This is a genomic window from Paenibacillus alkalitolerans (assembly GCF_016482785.1).
Classification (GTDB): Bacteria; Bacillota; Bacilli; order Paenibacillales; family YIM-B00363; genus Paenibacillus_AE; species Paenibacillus_AE alkalitolerans.
Genome location: NZ_JAEMXM010000006.1, coordinates 148453 through 170902, shown reverse-complemented (window position 1 = coordinate 170902; position 22450 = coordinate 148453). Strand labels below are relative to the sequence as shown.

The window sequence follows — 22450 nt, the reverse complement described above, 5'->3', positions numbered from 1 at the left end:
TATTTTAGCAACATTGGAAGCTTCAGCCGTACGTACTTGCTCAACGGTTATAGGTAAGAAGCAATCAAGAGCAGCCCCTTCGGCATTTGAAGAGGGCTGCTCTTGTTCTGTCTGTCTCGATCATTCATCCGTCACCGTAATCGTGCCGAACATTCCCGCCTCCTCGTGTCCGGGTAAAGTACATTTGACCCTGTAGACACCAGGTTCTGCAATCGTAACCGACGACTGAACGCTCTCGCCCGGCATTGCATGAATATGTATGTCTAATGCAGATACCGCAAAATCGTGTTCGACGCTTCCGTTGTTATAGAATGTTATCAAATATGGAGTGCCCGCCTTCAACTTCAGCGTGTTCGGAGAAAAAGCGAAATCCGAAGCGGTGATGTTAAGCTCAATGCCGTTATGTGGCGGAGATGCTTCATATCCGTCGTGATGATGGTCGTGATTCGGTTGATGAATGGCATATACATTTTCGGCCGATGTGTATGCAAAAATGAGGGAAGCTGTAGCGAACAACATGAAAGCGGGGCTTTTTGCCGCCCACCCGGCGTTGCTCAAGCGTTCCTCGCGGATTTGGCCTTGCAGCATTAACGACTGAACAAAATGAAACAGACCTCCGGCAACCATCCCGAAGAAAATCGTCTGCTCCCATTGCGTGGAAGGCAGCATCGCAACAAGCATCGCCCCCATCATTCCCGCCATCATTCCCGATAACGCACCGTCCAAAAATGCAACCAACCCGAAATATGCTCCAACGGCCGCTCCTGCGATCAATCCGAGAAGAGCGCTGGCCACCGCAGATAACAGAAAATGCAGCGGAAGCAGCGCCGCAATAACGGTTCCCCCGCCAAAGCCCGCAATCATCCCTGTTGTCATGGCGCACATCATACCGGTCATAGGGGTTATGTGTTCACGAAAGCGAAAAATAAAGATGAAAGTCCAGATGAGAATAAAGCCGTAAAAGATCACGGAAACCAACCAACTTGGCATGTATCGTTCGTTCTCCTTTCCCTGCACCTTGAGTACATGATATGAGAGGAAAAGGACGAACATGTATTCAAAAATAGGGTAAGCCCCTATTCTATAACCAAGGCCACTGATGCTCCATCTTATTGCAATAAAGCCTGCACAACCGTCTCCAACTGCATCCCTCGTGACCCTTTGAGCAGGATGGCATCGTTGTCTTTTAACTCCGTCTTTACATGCTCAATCAACTCATCTTTGCTGGAAAACGCCCTGACTCTGCCGCTCGGGAACTTCTTTTCCGCTTCTAACGCAATATATTTGCCAAGAGTACCTACGGTATAAACATAGTCGATTAGGTCGGGGTCAATATTCCGGCCGGTTTCCCGGTGAAACTCCTCCTCTTGTTCGCCGAGCTCGAGCATGTCTCCCAAGACTGCATATTTTCTTGAGTAACCGGGTAATTGTTCGAAAGTTTTTATTGCCGCGGCCAAAGATACCGGACTCGCATTCCACGCGTCATTGATTATTGTAAAACCGGAAGTGGTGATGATTTTCTCCATTCTCATGCCGGTTATCTTCAATGCTCTAAGACCCTCATCCGCTTTCGCCGGCGGTATACCCATGATTGCTGCGACTGCTATAGCGGCTAGCGCATTTGAAATGTTGTGTGCGCCAAGTAGAGGGATATAGAATTTATCGTCACCGACTGTAAAATTGGAACCTTCGGAACTCGTTTCGACCGCTCCTGCACGATAGGCATTTGTCTCGTCTTCCCCGAAACTAACTAAAGAAATTGATTTCTCGATATTCATTTCCTGCAGCCCACGGGTTAGAAGCGGTTCATCTCCGTTGTAAATTAATACCCCGTTATCCTGCATGCCGGTTACAATCTCAAGTTTAGCAGCCGCAATTTGTTCACGGGATCCGAGGGTCGACAAGTGAGAGACGCCTATCATTGTAATAACAGCTATGTCCGGCCGGGCTATGTGTGAAAGTCGGGCGATCTGGCCGCGTTCACTCATTCCCATCTCAATTACCGCAGCTTCCGTGCTCTTATCCATATCCAAGATTGTCAAGGGGACACCGATTTGGCTGTTTAAATTTCCGGCAGTCTTATGAACCCGGTACGTTGTTGAGAGCACCGAGTTTATCATATCCTTCGTTGTTGTTTTGCCGTTGCTGCCAGTAACGCCGATCACTTTGAGAGATAACTCCCTCCGATAAGACGCGGCAATATTTTGGAGCGCTTCGAGGCAATCATCCACGTAGATTAACGGAACATTGTCGGGCGCGTTCGGGTGATCCATTTGCCATAATGATGCTGCCGCCCCCTTTGTTATTGCCTCTTCCACATAGTTATGTCCATCCAATTGGCGTATGATCGGGACAAAGAGATTGCCTTCCTTTATTGTCCTGGAATCGATGGACACGCCTTGAATCGTAATATCCTCAAAATGTGCCGCCAGCCCGTTGCCTTTTGCCATTTGTTCAATAACTTTTAGCTTATGGACAATCACCGAAACACCTCTTCGCTAACTTAATCTTGTTTCACAACCTCCGACCACGCTTTTTTCAGCAATCGTATACCGCGCTCCATGTCACCAATGCTTGGTCCGCCAAAGCCCAGCTATATTTTGGCATAACCTCAAACACTGTCGTTCCCTCATCTGCCCCTAAAAATTTTTATAACGCTGAACCTGTTTATATGGCCAAAAATAGTATAGACTGGCAACAAGCTTCGATCAATCCATATTTGCAATTGGGAGGTTTCTATGAGCACAAAGCCAAAGCCGGACGAATATGTACCATTAGCCGAGCAATATATCCGCTTGGTACCGGATGGTAAACTGGCGGATATTTTGCGGGATCAGCATGACCGGTCACTGTCGTTGTTGAAAGACTTATCGGAAGAACAGGCGGTATACCGGTATGCCGAGGGAAAATGGTCCCTTAAAACCGTAGTAGGACATATTGCCGATGTCGAACGGTTATGGAGTTACCGAATTCTTCGTATCGCACGCGGCGACGCGCGGGAATTGCCCGGCTATGACCGTGACGTCTTCGCAAAATCAGCGTGTTGTGACGACACGGCATTCGATGCGGTGATTGAGGATTTTTCGGCGGTCCGAAAATCCACGATTACTCTTATTGCCAATTTGCGCGAGGAAGCTTTTCTTCGGCGCGGAGAGTTTAACGGCCACCCGCTGTCCGCACGCGCTGCCGCTTTTATTATAGCCGGTCATGAAACTCATCATATGAACGTTATTAAGACTAAATATCTTCACTACAAGGAGGAACCCGCATGTCCGAAGGAGTAATTGAGAACAGATTGAAACAATTGGGAATCGTGCTGCCGGAGGCGAGCGAGCCGGCGGCGAAGTACGCGAATTTTGTGATCGTCAACGGATTGCTGTTTGTTTCCGGCAAAGGACCTGCGGGGAAACCGAAGGGCAAGCTCGGCAAAGATTTTACAACCGAAGAGGGATATCAATTTGCCCGGCAAGCCGGAATCGAGGTACTGGCAGTGCTTCAGTCGGCATTAGGGACTCTGGATAAGGTGAGAAGGGTCGTTAAAGTCCAAGGTTTTGTCAATGCAAACCCTGCATTCGAGGAACCTCACAAAGTGCTGAACGGATTTTCGGATTTGATGCTGGAAGTGTTCGGCGATGACAAGGGCTTTCATGCACGCTCCGTGTTGGGCGCCAGCTCATTAAGGGACAACCTTCCGGTTGTTGTCGATTCTATTTTTCAAGTTGAAGAATGAACAACCGCTTACAATGCGATAAAGGATCATTTGTCCGTTATTAACGGCCTCGGCCTCAGCCCTCGCGAAACCAGGCTCAGGACGTTAATAACGGACTTTTATTTCTCAATCGTGGACAAGGTCCGCAATTGCCCGCGTATGATATAATGTGGTTTGCATTACACGCGATGAATGGGAGAGTCAAACATTGACCATTAAACTTAGAGGACACCACTTGTTTTGCCTGCTCGGCTATCGGGGGAAGGGGTATTCGGAACGCTTTTGCGAAAACATGACCGGCATTTACGAAACGCTCCGTCTGCATCCGGAAACGCTCGTTGAAATCGTTGAAGGACCCGACGATATTTGCAAGGCGTTCCCCCAAGACCAGCACGCCCACTGCGAGAACGAAAGCGTTTATCGGAAAGATAGAACTATATTGGATCGCATCGGCGTTGCCGAAAGCGCGCTGGCTTGGTCGGAAATTTGCGAAAGAGTGGCGCAGAGAGTCGTACCGGAAGACATCCGGCGTATTTGTCACGACTGCCAATGGGAGCCGTTAGGTCTGTGCAGAGACGGGGTACGTCTCATTACGCAAAATGAACCCTTACCGAAAATTTTGAGCAAGTAAACGTTCCAGCNAAAACATGACCGGCATTTACGAAACGCTCCGTCTGCATCCGGAAACGCTCGTTGAAATCGTTGAAGGACCCGACGATATTTGCAAGGCGTTCCCCCAAGACCAGCACGCCCACTGCGAGAACGAAAGCGTTTATCGGAAAGATAGAACTATATTGGATCGCATCGGCGTTGCCGAAAGCGCGCTGGCTTGGTCGGAAATTTGCGAAAAAGTGGCAAAGAGAGTCGTTCCGGAAGATATCCGGCATATTTGTCATGACTGTCAATGGGAGCCGCTCGGCCTGTGTAGAGACGGAGTGCGACTCATTACGCAAAATGAACCGTTACCGAAAATTTCGAGCAAGTAAACATTCCAGTTCCAGCTTCAGCCCTTCGGTTATCGGACTCATAGGAAGGCGCACCGTTTCGGAAGCAATCAAGCCTCGGTAAGTAAGCAGCCATTTCAGCGGCGCCGGGTTGGATTCGCGGAACAGCAGCCGAATCAGCGGAAGAAGCGAATCGAACGTTCTTTTTGCCTTCATATACTTGCCCGCTTCGGCGTGACGAAATACTTCGATAAATGTGCCCGTGTTGACATTTGCCGATGCCAAAATACCGCCGGACGCACCTGCGCATAACATAGCGTGGAAATACTCATCCTCCCCGCACAAAACCGGCTTGGAGCCGAGCCGGGTCAGCTCGGAGACGAGCCCGATTCCTCCGGAACAATCCTTTAAACCGATTACCCCGTCGAGCTCCATAATCCTCCTTGCCGTGTCTACTGTTAACGTGACACCGGTACGGGAAGGAATCTCATACACAATGACGGGAACTCCAACTCGTGCGACTGCCCGGAAATGCTCGATTATCCCCTCTTGCGACGGACGGTTGTAATACGGCACGACGACAAGGGCGGCATCGGCTTCCAGATTGCCGGCCAACTCTGTCAGCTTCACGCTGGCGGCGGTATCGTTGCTTCCCGTGCCGACGATGACCGGAATGCGATTTCCCGCCATTCGCTCTTTCGTTACCTCCACGAGCAGCTCTACTTCCTCCCAAGATACCGTAGGAGATTCCCCGGTTGTGCCGTTAATAACCGTACCCTGGATTCCCTGCTCCATAAGCTTCCCGGCATAACTGCCGTACGAATCCAAATCGAGCTCCCCGTTCGGCAAGAAGGGGGTGACGACCGGTACGAACACACCTCTGACATCCCGTTCATTCATCATGTAACAATCCCCTCGCAATCTTCATTGATTTGATGAGATCACTTTAACATGGTTTATTTCATCGGTGTTATCTATAATAAGTGATACATAATATCAATATTATTGATAATGGATGGTGAAGGAATGGAACTGACGTATTTTCAGACGTTTCGGGAGGTTGCGCGGCGGCAAAGCATCACCCGGGCCGCAGAGGAGCTCGGTTACGCGCAATCAAGCGTCACGACGCAGATTCAAAAGCTGGAGAAGGCGTACGGAGTACAATTATTCGAGCGGTACGGGAGGCGGCTCAGGCTTACATCATCCGGCGAAGCATTGTTGAAGCTCGTCAACCGGATGCTCGATCTGTATGAGGAATCTATGGAAAAGGTTGCGCAACAATCAGGGGGTACTCTCACGATCGGAACGATCGACTCGCTGGCGTCATATTACCTTCCGCCCATACTGCTTCGGCTGCGGGAACAATTTCCCGAGCTTGCTATCAGGCTTCAGGCGGAAAGCGAATCGCTGGTGATCGAGAAGGTCAAGGAGGGAGATTTCGATATCGGCTTTCTCCTGGACGATAATCCGGCGGACCAATCACAGCGCTGTGTTCCGATTAAGGAGGAACCGCTTATCCTTGTAGCCCGGCCGGATCACCCTTTAACCAAGCTTTCGAAGGTTCGGCTGGACGATCTCGCCGGGATGGAGTGGATCATGCCGGAGGAAAGCTGCAATTACCGGATTATGCTGGAGAGTGTGTTAAAAGCGGAACATATCCCGTTTCGAATCGGATTCGAGCTTGGCAATCCGGAGGCTGTCAAAAGATGCGTAATGGCTGGACTCGGCGTCGCGCTTCTCCCGCGTATCGTAGCCGAAGAGGAGGTTCGAAGCGGCAAGTTGGCGGCTCTCGCTTTCGCACATCCCGGTATCCGGCTGAATTTGCAATTGGTCGTCCACCCCAAGAAATGGATGTCGCAGCCGCTTCTTACGCTTATGGAAATGGTGAAGAACGGATAGCTGAATCCGCTAAGGGAACTTTAGACCGCTTCCCGGCGTGTCTATGAGAAAAAGTTTACGTGATTTCTTCGACAATAATAGTGTTTTTTCACCAAAGGAATCGACAAAGAGGGAGAAGAATTAGTTCATTGTAACTAATAAATGAGGGGAGATTGAAAATGAAAAAACGGCTGCTCGCGTTCACAGGTTTAATTGCAATTGCGGTAATGATGTCAGGCGTCGCCACGGCGCATCAGGCTCCTCCTTGCAACGACTCGGATGGAGACGGAAGCCCTTCAGGCTATGACTATGCGCAGCATCACATTGTGCCGATGGCCCAAAACCAGACGCTGGGGGACGGAGGCCATAAGCCGGGAGTGCATCAAGGATTCAGCGCTTGCCAACGTTGACCGTATTAATGCAACAAAAAGTAAAGGCCAATTCTCAATAATCTGTACCCTTTGTGCTCGCTCATTCTTGAAAGTAAGGCGCGGGGAAAGCATAGGGTCAAAAGTTGACCTTATTTTAAGAAATAGGGTCAATTTTTAACCCTATATCATCCCAGGGATCTTAATTTTTTGGATAAGACGCTGAATTAGGCTCAAAAGTTGACCTTATTCCCTTCCACCGAGCCCACCGATCTCGTGATAGGGTCAAAATTTGACCTTACAAACATAAATAAGCTCAATATTTGACCCTATTTGTAACTTTAAGGCAGCATTTCAATGAACCGGGTGGCGGCGGACGACATCGGCACATCCTTCAGGGTAATGACACCGATGTTGCGTGGAGGAATGGGCTTGTCGAGCTTGATTTCGAATAATCCGAGCTGCTCCAGCTCACCCGCGATAAAGTTTTTGATGACGCACGCAATCCCAAACCCTGTCCGGGCGAATTCCACTAACAGGTCGATGCTGCCGAGCTCGATCTCCGGCTTGATCGCAACACCGTGCCGGCCGGCGAACGAATCGATGTAAGCTCGGGTGCTGCTTCCTTTTTCCAACAAAATAATGGGGTAAGCAGCCAGAGTTTCCAATGAAACGGTTCCCTCCGAAAGCTGCTTATATTTGTGCCCGGCAATAAAGCAATCCTCAATCCGCAAGCTTTCCCGTACGTTTAATTTCGCGTCCGCCACCGGCAGGTTGACTATGCCGAAATCGATATTTCCTTGTTTCAAGAGATTGATCGTCTCCGGCGTCGTCCGGTTCGTTACTTGGATTTTCACTCCGGGAAAAGCCTCATGGAAAGCTGCAAGATACGGCAAAAGGTAGTGCTTGCACAACGTATCCCCCGCCCCGATCTTGATCTCGCCGTCCATCAGCTGATGCATTTCGGCGATTTTCCTCTCGCCGGTGCCGATGAAATTGTACGCTTGTTCGATGTACTTGAAGAGAACGGCTCCCTCCGCGGTTAATTTAACCCCTCTCGAAGTACGGAAAAACAGCTGCCCTCCGAGTTTCGCCTCCAATTGTTTAATGGAATGCGTGACGGCCGGTTGGGTAATATAAAGCTCTTCGGCTGCTCTCGATAAGCTGCCGCTCTTTGCCGCGAAGTAAAACACGCGGTACCACTCCATGTTCTCCACCACGATATCAACCGCCTTTATATTTTGTATTATTAATATTAATTTTATTTATGGCATTGATCAAATTATAATTAGAATCAGGAAGTGATTTCAAGCGAGAGGAGACCCGATTTGCATGAGTATTACGGCTGTTGTGGGAGCGAACTGGGGCGATGAAGGGAAAGGGAAAATTACAGACGTACTGGCGGCGCAGTCCCGGTATGTCGTCAGGTATCAAGGCGGAAGCAATGCGGGTCATACGATTATTAATCAATTTGGCAAGTTTGCGCTGCATTTGCTTCCGTCGGGCGTTTTTTATCCTGAAGTCGTCAATGTAATCGGTCCGGGTGTCGCTTTAAACGTTCAAGATTTCTTGCGTGAGCGGGAAGAGCTGGTGTCAAGAGGTGTGCCTGAGCCGATATTGCGCGTGTCAAACCGGGCGCAAATCGTGCTCCCTTATCATAAATGGTTTGACGAGTTGGAAGAGGAGCGGCTGGGGGAGCGGAAATTCGGTTCGACAAAATCCGGGATCGCACCGTTCTATGCCGATAAATATGTAAAACTGGGCGTTCAGGTGGCTGATTTATATAATGTGCCGAGACTTAAGGCTCGATTGGAATCGTCTCTTGAAGCAAAAAGCGTCCTGCTGCAGCATCTATACGGTAAACCTGCCATTCAGGCCGACGAGTTAATAGACGGTCTGTTGGAAGATGCGGAACGGTTGAAACCGTTCGTCTGCGATACGTCCGTACTCTTTCAAGAGGCGTTGGCAAGGGGCGAGCGCATATTAATGGAAGGGCAATTGGGAGCGCTGAGGGATCCCGATCATGGAATCTATCCGTATTCGACTTCGTCATCGACGCTTTCCGGATTTGCGCCGGTCGGAGCAGGGGTGCCTCCCTATGCGATCAAGAAAGTCGTTGCTGTAGTAAAGGCGTATTCGAGTTGTGTCGGGGCTGGACCTTTTGTGACGGAAATCTCTGGTGAAGAGGCTGACGAACTGCGGCGCCGGGGAGGGGACGCCGGCGAATACGGCGCGACGACGGGCCGGTCGCGGCGGATGGGATGGTTTGATGCGGTGGCTACAAGATACGGGTGCATCGTGCAAGGCGCGACGGAAGCCGCGTTGACGAACTTGGACGTTCTCGGTTATTTGGACGAAATTCCGGTCTGCACGGCTTACCGGACAGATGGGGAGACAACGACGCATTTTCCTGTAACCGCACGGCTCGAGCATGCGATGCCTGTGTTGGAGAAGCTGCCCGGTTGGAGGAGCGATATATCGGGCATCCGGAAATTTGACGAATTGCCGGTAAACGCTCAACACTATGTGCTCCGTATTGAAAAATTGATCGATGTGCCGATCCGTTGGGTATCCGTCGGCCCGAAACGCGAGCAGATTATCGAGAGATAAGATATAACCAAACCTTCATCGAAGTATATTCAAAGAAGCAAGACCGCGAATAAAGGAAGGTTTGGTTGCAACATTGAAATATTCGGTCTTCAAGAAACTTCATGAATTTCAATGTTATAATTTCCTTACCAAAGCAGAGATGTCGAGGGGGCTGCCATGACCCGGAAACGAGCGCGCGAGGAAGAACTGAACGCGTTGAAAGAAATTGCCGAGACGCTGAACGTGTCCAACGAAATGCATCTCAGGCCGACACGAATTTGCCGCCGGCCTTCTCGTGGGGCAATAAGACGCCGATGTGTGCGGACAGCTGCTGGTGCGTGGACAAATATTGGAGCCGTCAGCTGGACAAAGCGGTAAACATCATTAATTGCAAAAGTGAAAATCAAAGGCATGCGGTCTTTGCGGACGCGCTACGGTGAATGCACGGTTGAAATCGTTGAACAATAAGGCGGAAGTTTGCAGGATGACTCTGGATTTGTTCGAACTCCTTGAATCATGAATTGTAACATATCCTCCAAAAGTGTAGAGCCACTCTTCCATTCGCTCAGGTTTTATGATTTCACTTCGGAGTACAGGCAAAAGAATTTTGGCGAAAACCGGCGCTATATTCATTTCCATCTGGATGAAACACGCGCGATAATGACGATCCCCGTAGCTGGTTGCTGCGGTTTTTTTATTGACACAATCGGAGGTCGTTGTTAAAAAAATCCATGTAAGGCGTTCACCCAGTTCATAGTTCTTGAGTATGATGGGGATATGAAACCTTTGGGGTGAGTGTCGGACGATGAGTGTTAAATTGCTTTGGTCGGAACTGATCTACGCAGGAGAGAGGGAGCCTCCTTCCGATCCGGTTGACCCTCTTGCCGGTTCTTGGCAGACCTATTACTTACAGAACAAAGGAAATGGAAATTTCACAACATTAGAGGGAATGCCGATCAATTGGGAAATTGCGGATCCGTCGTCGATCGATTTCTCGGAGCAGCTAAGAACGGTCCGGAAAACTTTAAAGTCTTTGACCAGAACAAAAATAAAAATTGCAAAATATTGGGGCTCGGGTGTGGCAACGAAACAATGGACCCCGGTCGCCGACCGCTTGGTTGACGCATATGATGTGAGCCCCGCCAGAGCTTCGCGCATATTGGCGGCCATGTATGCGGCTATCAACGATGCGTTTGTCGTTACTTGGCATCTAAAGTATCTATATAACATTGCCCGGCCGAATCAATTGGATCGGAATTTGGCCCCGATTTTATGCACACCGCGGTTTCCCGCTTATCCGTCAGGCCATTCCGCCATGTCAGGTTGCGCCGAAACGGTTTTAAGTTATTTCTTTCCCGCCAAATCGGCAGACTTGAGGAAATTGGCTGAAGAATGCGCGATTTCGCGTTTATATGCCGGTGTACACTTCCCTGCCGACAATGAACAAGGTTTGGTTCTGGGCAGACAGATCGGTAATATTGTCGTTAACACACTACAGAATCAAGATAACAGTGATTATCAACCTATTGACATGCCGTTCAACCGAAAACGCAAAGTGATTCTGCCGCCGGCGAAATCATACAGGCAAGTAATTCCTTATAATTTTGACCATTACGTATGCAGCTGCCGGTCCAAAGTCAGTCCGATGTCAAAACGCATTTGCGCTTGCCGTAAGAAAACGTTAAGAAGACATACGGTGAGTCGCGTGATTTTAGATAAAAAGCGAATATGATTGAAGCGGCCACCGAACAAATCTACCTTTTATCTCGGCTATAAAGCATATAAAGAGCATTTCGTGGATAAGATGAGAATAATACCAACTTGTCCCATGAGGTGAAAAGGATGTCAGAACAAGCAATCCGCAAGGATTCGTGGACGCCGGATGATGATAACATACTGGCCGAGACGGTAATAAGACATATAAGGGAAGGCAGCACGCAGTTGAAGGCGTTTGATGAAGTAGGCGAGCGTTTAAACCGGACGGCGAGCGCCTGCGGCTTCCGGTGGAACGCAACGGTACGCAAGCAGTACGAAGTGAAAATACAAGAGGCGAAACGGCAGCGGACAACGCAGGGACCGAGACTTCACGCACATCAGGTTCATCAAATTCAAGAACAACAGCCGGCTGTCGAGGTTATTCTAACGGATTCCGCAGTCGAACAGCTCGATATGATCATCGAGATTGCGAATCGGTATAAGATCACAATTATGAACATGGCGAGTGAAATTACACGGCTCCGTCAAGAGTTGGAGAGAAAAGACGTGGAGATCAATCGTCTGAACGACTTGCTTGTGAATGATCGCCCGGCTGAGGTAATTTCCGAGGATTATCAGACATTCCTGAAAATATTGGAGAATGCAAGGAAGTTGAAGGCTCTTTAGGAAAATAGCGATGGAATTTAAAAAGAAGCAACCCGCGCAGGGTTGCTTTCTTATTGTAAGATCATTCTTTGATCGCAGAAACTATGCAGACCCCCGGATTTTTGTCATGAATGAATATATGTTTAATCTCTAATCCTGCATTCAGCAAATTTAGGCTCATGCGTTCGGTGATATACCGGAGCTTTGCTGCGGCAGGCGGATAATTGAACAAGTAAACGGCGCCTTCCGGCAGCAATCGCTCTTTAATGATTTCAAGCTCTCTTGCAGCATTCATCCAGAACAAATTAACGTTTACCGCAAATATTTTGCTAAACCGGCTTTGCCCCAAATCGGCCTCGTGCAGCGCAGCGTGAACGAAACTCACCTTCCCGGCCGAAATATGATCGGCATTGTTCCTTTTGGCGAGATGTATCATTTTCTCCACCGCCGTTCCATTCCCGCACCCTATTTCAAGCAGGCGATCGGAAGAAGCCGCCGCAAGCCTGTCCACTACCCATATGAACCTATCCGCTATCGTCTTTGCCATGACAAGTACCCCCTTTTGCAAATATATCCTATTCTAACGTACAACTAGCGCGGCGATTTCTTTTTGATTGCTCAGTTTGCATTTTCTCTTTAGAATTGAACGTGTGAAATGGAGGGATGCGGTATGTTCACTATAGATGGCGTAACTTTAAGACCGATTGAATCTGACGAAATCGACACGATGTATGATTGGCATCTCGATTTCGATATAGATATGTACTCTTCTTGGGGCAAAAAGCGCTCGCGGGAACATTTTAAGGAAAGGTTGCAAAAAGCTCTTATGAACCCGCCCGATGACGCAATTGAATTCGGCATTGAAATTGACAAAGGGTTGATAGGAAGAGTCAAGCTGGAATCCATAGACAGACTGAATCGGCGCGCCTCTTTGGGTGTGAACATAGGCAATCCCAATGCCAGAAATCAAGGTTTCGGAAAATCTACGGTAAGAATCATGTTGGATTATGCTTTCAAAGTGGAAAACTTAGAAAAAGTATACGCCGAAACGTACGGTTTCAATGTCCGCTCGCAAAAGTGCCTCGAATCTGTCGGGTTCATAAAAGAAGGGCTGCTTAGAAAACATGAAGTGCATAACGGCGATCGTCATGATGTGCATTTCTTTGGAATATTGAAGGATGAATTTTACGAACGGTATGAAACATTATTTAAGCTGTCTGAGTCAAAGGAATAGTGTTACCGGAGAGGAGTCAAACATACGTGAAAATAAAAACATACCTGGCTGCCGCCGCGTCAATCGTTGCAATAGGAGCTGCCTGCCTTATAGGCGTGAACATGTGGATCGGTAGCGCAACCGCCGAACACATCAAGGAACCCGGCCGCACTCCGGAAGCTGAAGCGATTCTAATTCTCGGCGCTCGCGTATACTCCGAATCACATGTATCACCGATGCTGAATGACCGTCTTGAAGGAGGTTTAGAGTTATATCAAGCCGGAAAAGCGCCGAAGATCATTGTAAGCGGCGATCACGGCACCGTGGAGTACGATGAAGTGAATGCGATGAAAGGTTTTTTGGAAGAAAGAGGCGTACCGCCTGAGGATATCTTTATGGATCATGCCGGATTCAGCACATATGAGAGCGTGTACCGGGCGAGGGATATTTTCGGCGCGAAAAAAATAATCATAGTGACTCAAGGCTATCACTTGAAAAGAGCGGTGTACGTGGCTCGAGTACTAGGAATCGATGCGTACGGCGTTGCCAGCGATCCAAGGAGCTATTACGGTGCGGAGAAATACGAAGCAAGGGAAAAACTCGCAAGAGTCAAAGATTTCCTGTTCGTACACGTCACAAAACCGAAGCCTACATATCTTGGCCAGCAGTTCCCGATTACAGGGGACGGCAGGGCAACGCATGATTAGAAAAAAACGATTGACGCAAACATATGGCACTCCATAAAATGGTATAAATTACTTAGGGAGTGGTTTGTGTGGGCAGACTAAGGGCGGCGATTGTCGGAGCGACCGGGATGGCCGGTCAGCAATTTGTTCAAGCGTTAACGCGGCATCCGGATTTTGAAGTCGTAACTATGGTTACTTCCAGAACGGTCAAGAACTACAAAGAGGCGCTTTTGGAGGCAAACGGCTCTTCAAGATGGACGCAAAGTACGCCGGTTCCCGAGGATATGTCGGATGTGCCGGTCATTTCTTCCAAAGAATTTGATCCCAAATCCGTTGATGTCATATTTACGGCTATCGAATCGGATCTAGCCAAAGAATTGGAACCGTGGTTCGCCGCGACGACTCCCACCTTCTCCACAGCTTCCGCTTTCCGGTATTATGACGATACTCCCCTGTTGATTACCGGCGTCAATGACGAGCATGCGAAGCTGGTTATCAGGCAGCAGAGGGAACGAGGATGGAAGGGCTTTGTTCTGCCTGTTCCCAACTGTACCGTTACCGGACTCGCCATAACCCTTAAACCTCTGCATCAACACTTCGGGGTGAACAACGTGCTGATGGTTTCGATGCAATCCGTCAGCGGCGCGGGGAGAAGTCCCGGGGTAAGAACCTTGGATGTGCTTGACAACATTATTCCATATATACCGAACGAGGAAGGCAAGGTAAGAAAAGAGCTTCTGAAAATACTCGGAGAATGCTCGAATGACGCTATATCACCCGCCGAGATTAATATCAACTGCCTCTGCACGCGGGCGAATGTGCTGGACGGACATACGGAATCCGTATTTGTCGGATTAAGAAAAAGACCGGATCTGTCAGAGATCAAGAAGGTATTGCAAGATTACAACCCCTTTCATGGAAGACGTTTGCATTCCGCGCCCGACCGGATGATCCATGTATTTGACGATCCGTACCGCCCGCAGCCCCGATTGGACCGGGATTTGGGCGACGGAATGACCACCAGCATCGGTCGTCTTGAGGATGAGCCGGTGTTAGGCGGCGTTAAATATGTGCTGGTGTCCCACAACACCAAGATGGGTGCGGGCAAAGGAGCCGTGCTGCTCGCCGAATCGATGTTGGAGCAGGGATTGTTGGGGTAAGTTTTCGATAAAATTTTCACTCAATGAGCTTCTAAAAAGTAACTCGTCTCTTGCGGATGCAGGGGGCGGGTTACTTTTTTTCGGGTGAAATCATATGCGTATCGAAAAAATCGTAAGTATAAATAGGCGGTGGTTGCAAAAAGGGAAAAAGTGCGGGCAACGGGAGGAGATTCGAAATGTATTATTACGATCCGAGAGTATTTCATGGGGTTCAGTACATGAACCCAGTGCATCCTGCTTACTATTATCAACCGGGACCATACCCATACTATCCGCATCCGCAAGCTTTTCCTCAGCGGATGGATTGGTATCGGTATTATCCTGTTCCAATGGCTGCACCGACGGGAGAACGAATCCGGCACATCGTGCTGTTTTCTTTGAAGCCGGGGGTCAGCGCTGAGGAAGCGGGAACCTTCTTCTCTTCAGCATGGCAAGTACTTGGTTCTATTCCGGGGGTCGAGCATTTCAACGTTTTTTGTCAAGTCAACCCGCAAAACGAGTATAAGTACGGTTTTACTGCGGAATTCGCCAATCCATCTATCTATGAAGCGTACCGGAACCACCCCGCCCACGTAAAATGGAGAGAAGAAGAGTGGGATAAAAAGGTCGACCGTTTCCTCATTACCGATTTTAAAACATGCTGATCGCTCACTTGCGAACGTCGTTTCGAACCGATATAATTGCTTATCAATCAAGGCACGAAGGAGATCGAAACATGTTTACAAGCATGCGAAATCAACCTAAGCGCGCAGGACCATCGGGTCCGGCGCGTTTTTTATTTTCCTGGGGGAGGCGTTGGATCATGAACTGGAACCGTTGATAGGGCTGCTCGATAAATACGGTGTCGAGTATGATGTTGTGTTTACTAACCATGTCGGAGGATAGAAGTATGGAGTAGAACCGGTGGGGCCGGGTATCGAGAGATATCATGACGATATGACGGACCTGATGCAATTATTGGTTCCAGTCGGTCGGTAAGCAAAAAATCCGTGCAAATAAGCCAAGTCATTACTGATTATCGTTGCTGAAGCGCGACTTTTAAGCCTAGTCCGATATAAATCGCCCCTACAATCTTGCCGCTCCATCGACTGATCCAAGTTGCGCGCTTAACCATCCGCCCAAGTGTACGGATACTTAGCGCAATAATCGTTGTATACATTGCGCTTAAAATCACAAAGATTAATCCGAGCATCAAAAACTGAGCAATGGCTTCTCCGCGTTCCGGATGAACGAATTGCGGTAATAATGCTAGAAAGAAAAGCGCTGTTTTCGGGTTCAGAATTTCCGCGATAATTGCCAGTCCGTATGATTTTAATGGCGCCGCCAATGCAACCTTTGGCAGCTCAGGGTCCGCGGGCTTTTCCATTATCGCGCGAATGCCCAAATACAGCAAGTACGCCACTCCTGCAAACTTAACAAAGTTAAATGCGAGTGCGGACGTCATCAATATGGCAGAAAGCCCTGCCGCGGCAAATAACGTATGAATGAGATCACCGGTAGCTATGCCAAGTCCGGCCATAATGCCCGCTTTATGTCCGCTTTGAAGCGCACGAGTTACCGTAAGAAGAACAGCCGGACCTGGTATTAAAAATAGGCCAAGCACAACTGCCGCAAACGTACCTAAAGTTGGAATGTCGAACATTTAGTTTCCTCCTACTGGTAAATTATGTTATTAAAGAGGGTTTAGATTCTGTAGGCAGAATTATATATGTAAAATGCACATTGGGAGGATAATAATGAGTAACGTATTAAATAATGATATGCAATCCAAACTTTCGTGGATAAATGAGCCTGAACAATGGAGATTTACAGATCAAGGGGGCATAATCATTGAAGCTCCTATAGGAGCTGATTTCTTTTGCGATCCTGCTGGAAAGCATATCCGTAGTTCGGCCCCTTTTCTTTCCATGCCAGTAGGGCAATCCTTTGAAATGACAACGCAGTTGACAGTCGATATGCAAAAGAAATATGACTCAGGATGCTTGATGCTTATGGCTGACGAGAAAAATTGGTGTAAATTATGCTTTGAATTTAATGGAGAGGCTGCAACCATTGTTTCGGTCGTTACGAAAGATGGCCTGTCGGATGACTGCAACTCGGAGGAAGTTCAAGTAGCCAATCCCTATTTGAAAATAAGAAAAGTAGAAGATTGTGTTTCTTTTTTCTACTCCGCAGACGGTGATAATTGGAAATTAATTCGTTATTTCGGCATGCTTATTCCAAGCGGAGGAAAGGCGGGGATCGTAGCTCAATCCCCCCAAGGAATTGGAAGCACTGTTCATTTCATGAATCTAATTATTACCGAACCGGAGATTGAAAGTAGGTTTTGAATGCATGAGGTCTGTAGAAATTCGGGAATACGCCGGACAATTGTTTAGTGATGCGGCATCATCCAATCCGGGAACATGGGTTCAACACTCGATAAATATCGGAAGAGCGGCTGAACGCAATTTTCACTGAAAAGGGGCAAATACTTCCATAATCAGTTTGCCTTCGCGCAGACCGTCGTTCGAGAACAAGTATCTTTCGAGAACCATACCCTCTTTCTTGTCCGTGCTCATTCCTGTAGCTGAAATCCCCGTGTTTGTGCGGCGAAAAATTTTGTTGTTGGCGTCATTTTTATTAAAATGGTACGCCAATTTGCGGTTATTGTCATCTCTTTTCTCACGACCTCAACACTTATCGCCCTGAAACGTCTTACATAGTGACAACACAAACAGGAGGTTTGTTACATGCAGGATAACAGAGTTGGCGTGATCGAAAACTTACCGTTGTTGGATCTCACAAGTCTAAAAACTCCCGAAGAATTGACATCCTTAAGAAAAATATCAAATGTCGCCCTCATCCTCGTCCCGGAGTCGCTTCATTCGAAGTTGTTGCAAATTTCCATAGAAAACGTAGCAAGCATCGTCTCAGTTCCCGAAGGCGAAAATGTTATTATTTGCGGAGAGACGAAAATGAGCGGCGAATCATTAGCTAATGCAGGCGGGAAAGATTCTTTGGTTATTGTTGGACAGCTGACGATTACATCCGCAGTGCAGCAAGTTACTTATAAGCGGATTATTGTGATAGGCCAACTTCTTGCGCCGAGAGGAAGCGAGCCTGCTCTTGCGCCCGCCATTACGCGCTGCGACGGCCAACTCGTCTACTATGGAGCGAATCTACGCTTCTTCACGGGTTCGGATCATTTTACGAAAGATTTTTTTGAACTGTTGGACGAACCGATTTTCTGGGTGTTGTGCGGAATGTTCACGATTGACGACGACGTAACACCGGAATTGCTGAAGTCCAAAGTATCCGAGATCGTACTCGCCGGCACTTTGAAGGCTCCCAAATCCCTTACCGGGATACTGCAAGTGAAAGCAACGGAAAAGGCGGGCAAAATCATACCATTGAAAGATGACAAAATCAATGTGGCGCTATGACGGAACACGGGACTCTTGACGCTGCGTTTCAAACCATATATGATCGGCACTATCAAGGATTATTTGCTTTTTTTGTAAGCAAAACCGGCCATAGGGAAATCGCAATTGAACTGCTGCAGGAGCTGTTCTTGAAAATTTGGAAGCAGATCGCTTACCTCCATTCGTTGGCAGAGGCGAATCAGCGCTACTGGATTTATAGGGTCGCACAAAACATGGCGGCGGATTATTACCGCAAGAAAGGTATACGTGCAGAGGAGACAATGGACTCCATACCGGAGAAGATGATTTCTGATCATGGGCAAAAAGGACCCGCGGAAATCGTGGAAGCGAGAGAAAGCTACCGAGAGCTCTCCAAAGCCGTTAACGCACTTCCTGCCGATCTTCGGACGATTTTTTGCATGACTTCGATCGGGTGCATGAACAGTAGTGAAATCGGTGCGGCGCTGGGGCTGCCGTCGGGAACAGTGAGACATAAATTAATGAAGGCCCGCAAATTGATCACAACTATGATGGAGCGGAGCTTTGGAGAGGGGGGTGAGTCCCGATGTCAGACTTCCGGCAGTGCGAATTGGAGCAGTTAATCGAAGAATGGGCGGATCAAACGCGTCTGAGCGTTGATGAAAGGAAGCAAATACGAAGTAACGTGTTGCACAAGCAACCAAATGACAATCTGGAATGGCTGCCTTATTTATATCAGAACCTGAACTTTCTTCTTCGCATAAACCAACTCACCGGCTAAGGAGAGATCATTGTGCCCAGAAAAAAAATCCCCCGTTAATCCCGTGGTCCTCCGCCTTCTCTGTTCATGTTGAATCGGTTTCCCATGAATAGAGAGGAGCGGTAATAGATGTGGCCGAAAATAGTGGATTGGAAAAACCTTAGATTTGGCGTTGAAATTGAGTTTATTGGCGGCAAGCCTGAACAAGTGGAACTATTGCCCGGTTGGATCATGTCATTGGACGAACTGCAGATAGACGAAACCGGAGAGGATTCCGGCAGCGAGTTGAAACCGCCACCGATGCTCTGGGAAGACCGGGGACAAATCCGGGAGATGTTGACCAGACTTCAAGCACTAGGTGCATCGAGCAATTGGAGCTGCGGTCTGCATGTTCACATCGGTCTGGAGCCGTGGGGTCAAGATATTGTGCTCCCTCTGCTAGATGCGGCGGTGAAGTATCAAGAATCGATACAAGCACTGCTGAACACCGCCGAGCACCGTTTGGTTTATTGCCCTCCTGTTACACCGGAGATGCGGGAAAGGTTTCTAGCCGACCCGGGGCCAACGGCGTTTCATCATCGCGGACGACCGCAATCGCATCGGTGCGGTATTAATCTTGCTGCATGGTTCGATATTAGAACCGTTGAAATCCGTTACGCGAACGGATCGCTCGGTTATGACGAAGTGATTAATACGATCGAGTTTTGTTTACGCTTCGTTGCGGCAGTTGGCGCCGGTCGCGAACTTTCAAGCGATCCTCAGCAAATGGCAGCGCAATTGGGCGCCTCGCTTGACGGATACCCTCCTTCGGTTCCAACACCGCGTTGGTTCAGGGAAAGGACATGGCTGGAGGAGTCGCTCATTCCGGCGCTGCAGCCGCTTGCAGCACACCATGTGAAGGATGGAGAAATCCATCACGTTTTGCCCGTCCCCGACGGTATTTTGGTATCAGTAGAAGATGCTGACGGAAAACTCACCGAATACGTCCTTCGGCCGCCTGCCGAAGGTTGGGAACTTGTAAGAGGCCCACTCATGTAGATGACGTCCCCTTTCGCTGAACAAGCGGAGGGGGATTTCATTTTTTTTCTTTACCGCGGTAACACCGTCAGGTTATATTTGGGAATGAAACACGGTTTGGAAATCCGCATTGAGGCGCTACAAGTACAGGGAGTTAAGTATGAATTCATCAAACAAGGACCTGACTGCGATCAAGCAAATCGTTACAAGATACAGTTTGAAAATTGCCGGAGACAAGTGGGATGCGGAGGATCTGGCGCAGGATGTGCTCGTGAAAGTCATGAGAGCGCTGGAAACCGAACCCTCAAGAGATATCACGAATGCATATTTGTACCGAATCGCCGTGAATACTTGGAACGACAAATGCAAGAAAGAGAAACAAAACAAGCGAACCGTTCGAGACGATCCTTTCATGCAAGCGAGAGAAGACGACAATCTTTCTACACGGGAGCTATTAGAGGTATTGGCTCACCGATTGTCTCCGCGAGCGATGGTCATCTTGTTGCTTATGGACGTGTTTGATTTTACTGCGAAAGAAACGGCTGGGCTGCTAGGTTCAACCGAAGGAGCAGTGCAAGTCACGTTGGGGCGTGTACGTTCCCGTCTCAAGAAGCTGGCTCAACAAAAACTGGCGGATCCGTTCTTCGAGGAATCTCGCCCCAGCATCAAAACAAGTGACGAAGAAGAACCGATCAATTTTGACGCCATCGTGGACGCATTTAGAAGAAGAGACCCGAAAGCTATTTGTAGAGCATACCTCGGACTGACAGAGCAAGGCATTGTAATTAGCACTATGAAACTAGTGGACGGGAAGCTTTCGTTCTACTTCACGGACCCTGATGGAAATATGTTCAGGGTAACCGCATAATTTTTTTGTCGTGTGTTTGGTTTGTTGTCTGGAAACCGTTAATTATATATCAAAAGTTAAGGAGGTAATGATGCAGTGAGAGGGAATGTGCAAGGCATTGCTTATAACATCATACCGGTCACGAATCCTGAAACATCCGCTTTATGGTATAAGAACATGTTTGGGTTTCAAGTCGTACACCGAACGGATGACTTCGTCAGCTTGTTTGTAAACGACCGGCCGATCCTTGTTTTAATGAAGACGGACGATCGTTCCAGAGCATCGTTTACATTGAAAGGGAAGGAACACTGGATCATCACATTTTGTACGGATGACATCCATTCGCTCCATGCACATATGTCCCAAAACGGTGTGAATATCGGTGGCATTAACGATGAAGGCGAAATGGGGAAGTTCTTTTCGTTCCATGACCCTGACGGCAACTTGATTGATGTATGGGAAAACATAAGCTTAACCCGCAGACTCGAATCGTTAAACGGCCAACTTGCCGGGATTTCGAGGTGAGTGTATGGATCTTAACTATCGTTACAAATCCGGGACGATCAGACGTCTGCTTACCATTCGTTTGCCGGTAAGTGATCTGCAGTCGTCAGTCGCATGGTATTGTGAGCATTTTGGAATGGTTGTATTGAACGAGGGAGTAAAGCACGCTGAGCTCGCGGTAATGGAAAACGGCGTCAAAATATATCCTTCACTCATTTTATCGCAAACGGATGCCGGCCACCGACTTAACTATAGCAAACATGGCGCCGTTAGAAGCATGATTATGATGCACGCTTCTAATATGGAAGGGCTGTTTGAGAAGATGGTTCGCTCGGGTGCGAAGGTCGTTCTTCCTCATTCCGGTGAAGAGGGTGACGGATGCGGCCGTTTCTTCGAAGCGACGGACCCGTCGGGAAATGTCATTCAAATTCAAGCAAACGACGGGGAAACGCCGGCGAATCATACGAGAGTCGAGGCTATATTTAATCTGGAAATACCGGTGAGAGATGTGCGTAAGTCCGCACATTTTTACGCTAATGTTCTTGGATTTCAGTTGATTCGCGAACCCGACGATCAATTGGCGATTGCGAAAGTCGGTCCATTCTATGAATCCAGATTCGGATACAGGGATGTTCAGGAATTCGGTTTCTTCCTGTTTCGACATGATGTTCCGACACCATTACACTACCTTGATGAAGGGATGATACAAGAATGCCTTGTTCTGCAGGCTGACGACCTCGCGGGTTTGCGAGAAAAAATGTTGAATATTGGATACAAGGCGGGAGATTTGAGAAAAAATGAGTCCGGAGAAGAAATGAGTTTCACAATAGCCGATCCGGACGAAAATTATATTAAAGTGATTTCGTTGGAAACAATTAATGTTTCACCGGGGGCATTGACTGAGGAATATGTTCAATAGCTAAAAAACCCGCATTTTCCATTAAGGGAATGCGGGTTTGATTTTTACTGATGGAGTTTCCCAATAAGCTGCGCGTATTGCTTATGCCACTTTTTCCAAGAAATACATTGGG

The 22450-nt window shown here is 48.3% G+C and carries 27 protein-coding genes; 21 read left to right on the top strand and 6 right to left on the bottom strand.

From position 1 onward, the window contains the following. Window positions 1–120: 120 nt before the first annotated feature. The gene (locus JET16_RS12315) at window positions 121–990 is read right to left on the bottom strand and encodes a cupredoxin domain-containing protein (RefSeq protein WP_199616290.1); all 870 of its coding nucleotides are present in this window, start codon (window positions 988–990) and stop codon (window positions 121–123) included. A 119-nt stretch (window positions 991–1109) separates the two neighbouring features. Further along, window positions 1110–2483, bottom strand: coding sequence for a UDP-N-acetylmuramoyl-tripeptide--D-alanyl-D-alanine ligase (locus JET16_RS12310; protein ID WP_199616288.1), 1374 nt, complete (start codon window positions 2481–2483; stop codon window positions 1110–1112). Window positions 2484–2738: 255 nt separating this feature from the next. Here JET16_RS12310 and JET16_RS12305 point away from each other — a divergent pair, with 255 nt between their 5' ends. From JET16_RS12305 to JET16_RS12290, 4 genes are all read left to right on the top strand, one after another. Then, complete coding sequence (locus JET16_RS12305; RefSeq protein ID WP_199616286.1) at window positions 2739–3284, top strand: DinB family protein; 546 nt, start codon at window positions 2739–2741, stop codon at window positions 3282–3284. Further along, window positions 3269–3730 (top strand): RidA family protein, encoded by a 462-nt coding sequence (locus tag JET16_RS12300; protein WP_199616284.1) that lies wholly within the window; start codon window positions 3269–3271, stop codon window positions 3728–3730. Before JET16_RS12305 ends, JET16_RS12300 begins: the two co-directional genes overlap by 16 nt. 187 nt (window positions 3731–3917) lie before the next feature. After that, entirely contained in the window at window positions 3918–4340 is a 423-nt protein-coding gene (locus JET16_RS12295; protein WP_199616282.1) for a DUF1284 domain-containing protein, read from the top strand. 16 nt (window positions 4341–4356) lie between these two features. Then, window positions 4357–4695, top strand: a complete 339-nt coding sequence (locus JET16_RS12290) for a DUF1284 domain-containing protein (RefSeq protein WP_199616280.1) — start codon at window positions 4357–4359, stop codon at window positions 4693–4695. Here the strand turns inward: JET16_RS12290 and dapA are convergent. Further along, window positions 4672–5556, bottom strand: coding sequence for a 4-hydroxy-tetrahydrodipicolinate synthase (dapA, locus tag JET16_RS12285; RefSeq protein ID WP_199616278.1), 885 nt, complete (start codon window positions 5554–5556; stop codon window positions 4672–4674). The two genes, JET16_RS12290 and dapA, sit on opposite strands and share 24 nt — an antisense overlap. Window positions 5557–5679: 123 nt before the next feature. Between dapA and JET16_RS12280 the strand changes: the two genes are divergently transcribed. Both JET16_RS12280 and JET16_RS12275 read left to right on the top strand, forming a co-directional pair. Further along, window positions 5680–6552 carry a LysR family transcriptional regulator gene (locus tag JET16_RS12280; RefSeq protein WP_199616277.1) on the top strand — a complete coding sequence of 291 codons (873 nt, stop codon included), beginning with the start codon at window positions 5680–5682 and terminating at the stop codon, window positions 6550–6552. Window positions 6553–6710: 158 nt separating this feature from the next. Continuing rightward, entirely contained in the window at window positions 6711–6941 is a 231-nt protein-coding gene (locus JET16_RS12275) for a hypothetical protein (protein ID WP_199616276.1), read from the top strand. A gap of 299 nt (window positions 6942–7240) precedes the next feature. On the opposite strand, the gene JET16_RS12270 is transcribed toward JET16_RS12275, so the two are convergent. After that, window positions 7241–8119, bottom strand: a complete 879-nt coding sequence (locus JET16_RS12270) for a LysR family transcriptional regulator (RefSeq protein ID WP_199616275.1) — start codon at window positions 8117–8119, stop codon at window positions 7241–7243. 112 nt (window positions 8120–8231) lie between these two features. On the opposite strand from JET16_RS12270, the gene JET16_RS12265 reads away from it, so the two are divergent. The 4 genes from JET16_RS12265 (at window position 8232) to JET16_RS12250 (ending at window position 11870) form a co-directional block, all read left to right on the top strand. Beyond that, complete coding sequence (locus JET16_RS12265; RefSeq protein ID WP_199616274.1) at window positions 8232–9509, top strand: adenylosuccinate synthase; 1278 nt, start codon at window positions 8232–8234, stop codon at window positions 9507–9509. A 156-nt stretch (window positions 9510–9665) separates the two neighbouring features. Beyond that, window positions 9666–9866, top strand: coding sequence for a hypothetical protein (locus JET16_RS12260; protein ID WP_199616273.1), 201 nt, complete (start codon window positions 9666–9668; stop codon window positions 9864–9866). A 427-nt stretch (window positions 9867–10293) separates the two neighbouring features. After that, window positions 10294–11220 (top strand): vanadium-dependent haloperoxidase, encoded by a 927-nt coding sequence (locus JET16_RS12255; protein WP_199616272.1) that lies wholly within the window; start codon window positions 10294–10296, stop codon window positions 11218–11220. A 110-nt stretch (window positions 11221–11330) separates the two neighbouring features. After that, a complete protein-coding gene (locus JET16_RS12250; protein ID WP_199616271.1) occupies window positions 11331–11870 on the top strand; it encodes an RsfA family transcriptional regulator in 540 nt (179 codons plus the stop codon). 61 nt (window positions 11871–11931) lie between these two features. On the opposite strand, the gene JET16_RS12245 is transcribed toward JET16_RS12250, so the two are convergent. Next, window positions 11932–12396 (bottom strand): methyltransferase domain-containing protein, encoded by a 465-nt coding sequence (locus JET16_RS12245; RefSeq protein WP_199616270.1) that lies wholly within the window; start codon window positions 12394–12396, stop codon window positions 11932–11934. 123 nt (window positions 12397–12519) lie between these two features. Here JET16_RS12245 and JET16_RS12240 point away from each other — a divergent pair, with 123 nt between their 5' ends. The 4 genes from JET16_RS12240 to JET16_RS12225 all read left to right on the top strand — a co-directional run bounded on the left by JET16_RS12240 (window position 12520) and on the right by JET16_RS12225 (window position 15552). Further along, complete coding sequence (locus JET16_RS12240) at window positions 12520–13083, top strand: GNAT family N-acetyltransferase (RefSeq protein ID WP_199616268.1); 564 nt, start codon at window positions 12520–12522, stop codon at window positions 13081–13083. Window positions 13084–13109: 26 nt separating this feature from the next. Further along, entirely contained in the window at window positions 13110–13769 is a 660-nt protein-coding gene (locus JET16_RS12235) for a SanA/YdcF family protein (protein WP_325176680.1), read from the top strand. A 68-nt stretch (window positions 13770–13837) separates the two neighbouring features. Beyond that, window positions 13838–14908: an aspartate-semialdehyde dehydrogenase gene (gene asd / locus JET16_RS12230; RefSeq protein ID WP_199616267.1), complete on the top strand. Its 1071-nt coding sequence runs from the start codon at window positions 13838–13840 to the stop codon at window positions 14906–14908. Window positions 14909–15084: 176 nt separating this feature from the next. Further along, window positions 15085–15552 carry a Dabb family protein gene (locus tag JET16_RS12225; protein ID WP_199616266.1) on the top strand — a complete coding sequence of 156 codons (468 nt, stop codon included), beginning with the start codon at window positions 15085–15087 and terminating at the stop codon, window positions 15550–15552. A 371-nt stretch (window positions 15553–15923) separates the two neighbouring features. Here the strand turns inward: JET16_RS12225 and JET16_RS12220 are convergent, their stop codons facing one another. After that, a complete protein-coding gene (locus tag JET16_RS12220) occupies window positions 15924–16550 on the bottom strand; it encodes a LysE family translocator (RefSeq protein WP_199616265.1) in 627 nt (208 codons plus the stop codon). Between the two features lie 94 nt (window positions 16551–16644). On the opposite strand from JET16_RS12220, the gene JET16_RS12215 reads away from it, so the two are divergent. The 7 genes from JET16_RS12215 to JET16_RS12185 all read left to right on the top strand — a co-directional run bounded on the left by JET16_RS12215 (window position 16645) and on the right by JET16_RS12185 (window position 22338). Continuing rightward, window positions 16645–17238: a DUF1349 domain-containing protein gene (locus tag JET16_RS12215; protein ID WP_199616264.1), complete on the top strand. Its 594-nt coding sequence runs from the start codon at window positions 16645–16647 to the stop codon at window positions 17236–17238. Window positions 17239–17640: 402 nt separating this feature from the next. Then, window positions 17641–18333, top strand: a complete 693-nt coding sequence (locus tag JET16_RS12210; protein ID WP_199616263.1) for a hypothetical protein — start codon at window positions 17641–17643, stop codon at window positions 18331–18333. Further along, the gene (locus JET16_RS12205) at window positions 18330–18914 is read left to right on the top strand and encodes an RNA polymerase sigma factor (RefSeq protein ID WP_199616262.1); all 585 of its coding nucleotides are present in this window, start codon (window positions 18330–18332) and stop codon (window positions 18912–18914) included. The genes JET16_RS12210 and JET16_RS12205 overlap by 4 nt, the downstream gene beginning before the upstream one ends. Before the next feature lie 266 nt (window positions 18915–19180). Then, window positions 19181–20089, top strand: a complete 909-nt coding sequence (locus JET16_RS12200; protein ID WP_199616260.1) for an amidoligase family protein — start codon at window positions 19181–19183, stop codon at window positions 20087–20089. A 139-nt stretch (window positions 20090–20228) separates the two neighbouring features. Then, window positions 20229–20936 carry an RNA polymerase sigma factor gene (locus tag JET16_RS12195; RefSeq protein ID WP_199616258.1) on the top strand — a complete coding sequence of 236 codons (708 nt, stop codon included), beginning with the start codon at window positions 20229–20231 and terminating at the stop codon, window positions 20934–20936. 75 nt (window positions 20937–21011) lie between these two features. Then, the gene (locus JET16_RS12190) at window positions 21012–21440 is read left to right on the top strand and encodes a VOC family protein (RefSeq protein ID WP_199616256.1); all 429 of its coding nucleotides are present in this window, start codon (window positions 21012–21014) and stop codon (window positions 21438–21440) included. Window positions 21441–21444: 4 nt separating this feature from the next. Next, window positions 21445–22338, top strand: coding sequence for a VOC family protein (locus JET16_RS12185; protein WP_199616254.1), 894 nt, complete (start codon window positions 21445–21447; stop codon window positions 22336–22338). Window positions 22339–22450 lie beyond the last annotated feature (112 nt).

Coding starts and splice junctions, on each gene's coding strand:
- dapA (WP_199616278.1), bottom strand. CDS start 5,556: ATGATGAATGAACGGGATGTCAGAGGTGTGTTCGTACCGGTCGTCACC.
- JET16_RS12290 (WP_199616280.1), top strand. CDS start 4,357: ATGACCGGCATTTACGAAACGCTCCGTCTGCATCCGGAAACGCTCGTT.
- JET16_RS12265 (WP_199616274.1), top strand. CDS start 8,232: ATGAGTATTACGGCTGTTGTGGGAGCGAACTGGGGCGATGAAGGGAAA.
- JET16_RS12245 (WP_199616270.1), bottom strand. CDS start 12,396: ATGGCAAAGACGATAGCGGATAGGTTCATATGGGTAGTGGACAGGCTT.
- JET16_RS12210 (WP_199616263.1), top strand. CDS start 17,641: ATGCAGGATAACAGAGTTGGCGTGATCGAAAACTTACCGTTGTTGGAT.
- JET16_RS12195 (WP_199616258.1), top strand. CDS start 20,229: ATGAATTCATCAAACAAGGACCTGACTGCGATCAAGCAAATCGTTACA.
- JET16_RS12255 (WP_199616272.1), top strand. CDS start 10,294: ATGAGTGTTAAATTGCTTTGGTCGGAACTGATCTACGCAGGAGAGAGG.
- JET16_RS12200 (WP_199616260.1), top strand. CDS start 19,181: ATGTGGCCGAAAATAGTGGATTGGAAAAACCTTAGATTTGGCGTTGAA.
- JET16_RS12220 (WP_199616265.1), bottom strand. CDS start 16,550: ATGTTCGACATTCCAACTTTAGGTACGTTTGCGGCAGTTGTGCTTGGC.
- JET16_RS12185 (WP_199616254.1), top strand. CDS start 21,445: ATGGATCTTAACTATCGTTACAAATCCGGGACGATCAGACGTCTGCTT.
- JET16_RS12250 (WP_199616271.1), top strand. CDS start 11,331: ATGTCAGAACAAGCAATCCGCAAGGATTCGTGGACGCCGGATGATGAT.
- JET16_RS12280 (WP_199616277.1), top strand. CDS start 5,680: ATGGAACTGACGTATTTTCAGACGTTTCGGGAGGTTGCGCGGCGGCAA.
- JET16_RS12305 (WP_199616286.1), top strand. CDS start 2,739: ATGAGCACAAAGCCAAAGCCGGACGAATATGTACCATTAGCCGAGCAA.
- JET16_RS12205 (WP_199616262.1), top strand. CDS start 18,330: ATGACGGAACACGGGACTCTTGACGCTGCGTTTCAAACCATATATGAT.
- JET16_RS12315 (WP_199616290.1), bottom strand. CDS start 990: ATGCCAAGTTGGTTGGTTTCCGTGATCTTTTACGGCTTTATTCTCATC.
- JET16_RS12240 (WP_199616268.1), top strand. CDS start 12,520: ATGTTCACTATAGATGGCGTAACTTTAAGACCGATTGAATCTGACGAA.
- JET16_RS12215 (WP_199616264.1), top strand. CDS start 16,645: ATGAGTAACGTATTAAATAATGATATGCAATCCAAACTTTCGTGGATA.
- JET16_RS12275 (WP_199616276.1), top strand. CDS start 6,711: ATGAAAAAACGGCTGCTCGCGTTCACAGGTTTAATTGCAATTGCGGTA.
- JET16_RS12300 (WP_199616284.1), top strand. CDS start 3,269: ATGTCCGAAGGAGTAATTGAGAACAGATTGAAACAATTGGGAATCGTG.
- JET16_RS12225 (WP_199616266.1), top strand. CDS start 15,085: ATGTATTATTACGATCCGAGAGTATTTCATGGGGTTCAGTACATGAAC.
- JET16_RS12260 (WP_199616273.1), top strand. CDS start 9,666: ATGACCCGGAAACGAGCGCGCGAGGAAGAACTGAACGCGTTGAAAGAA.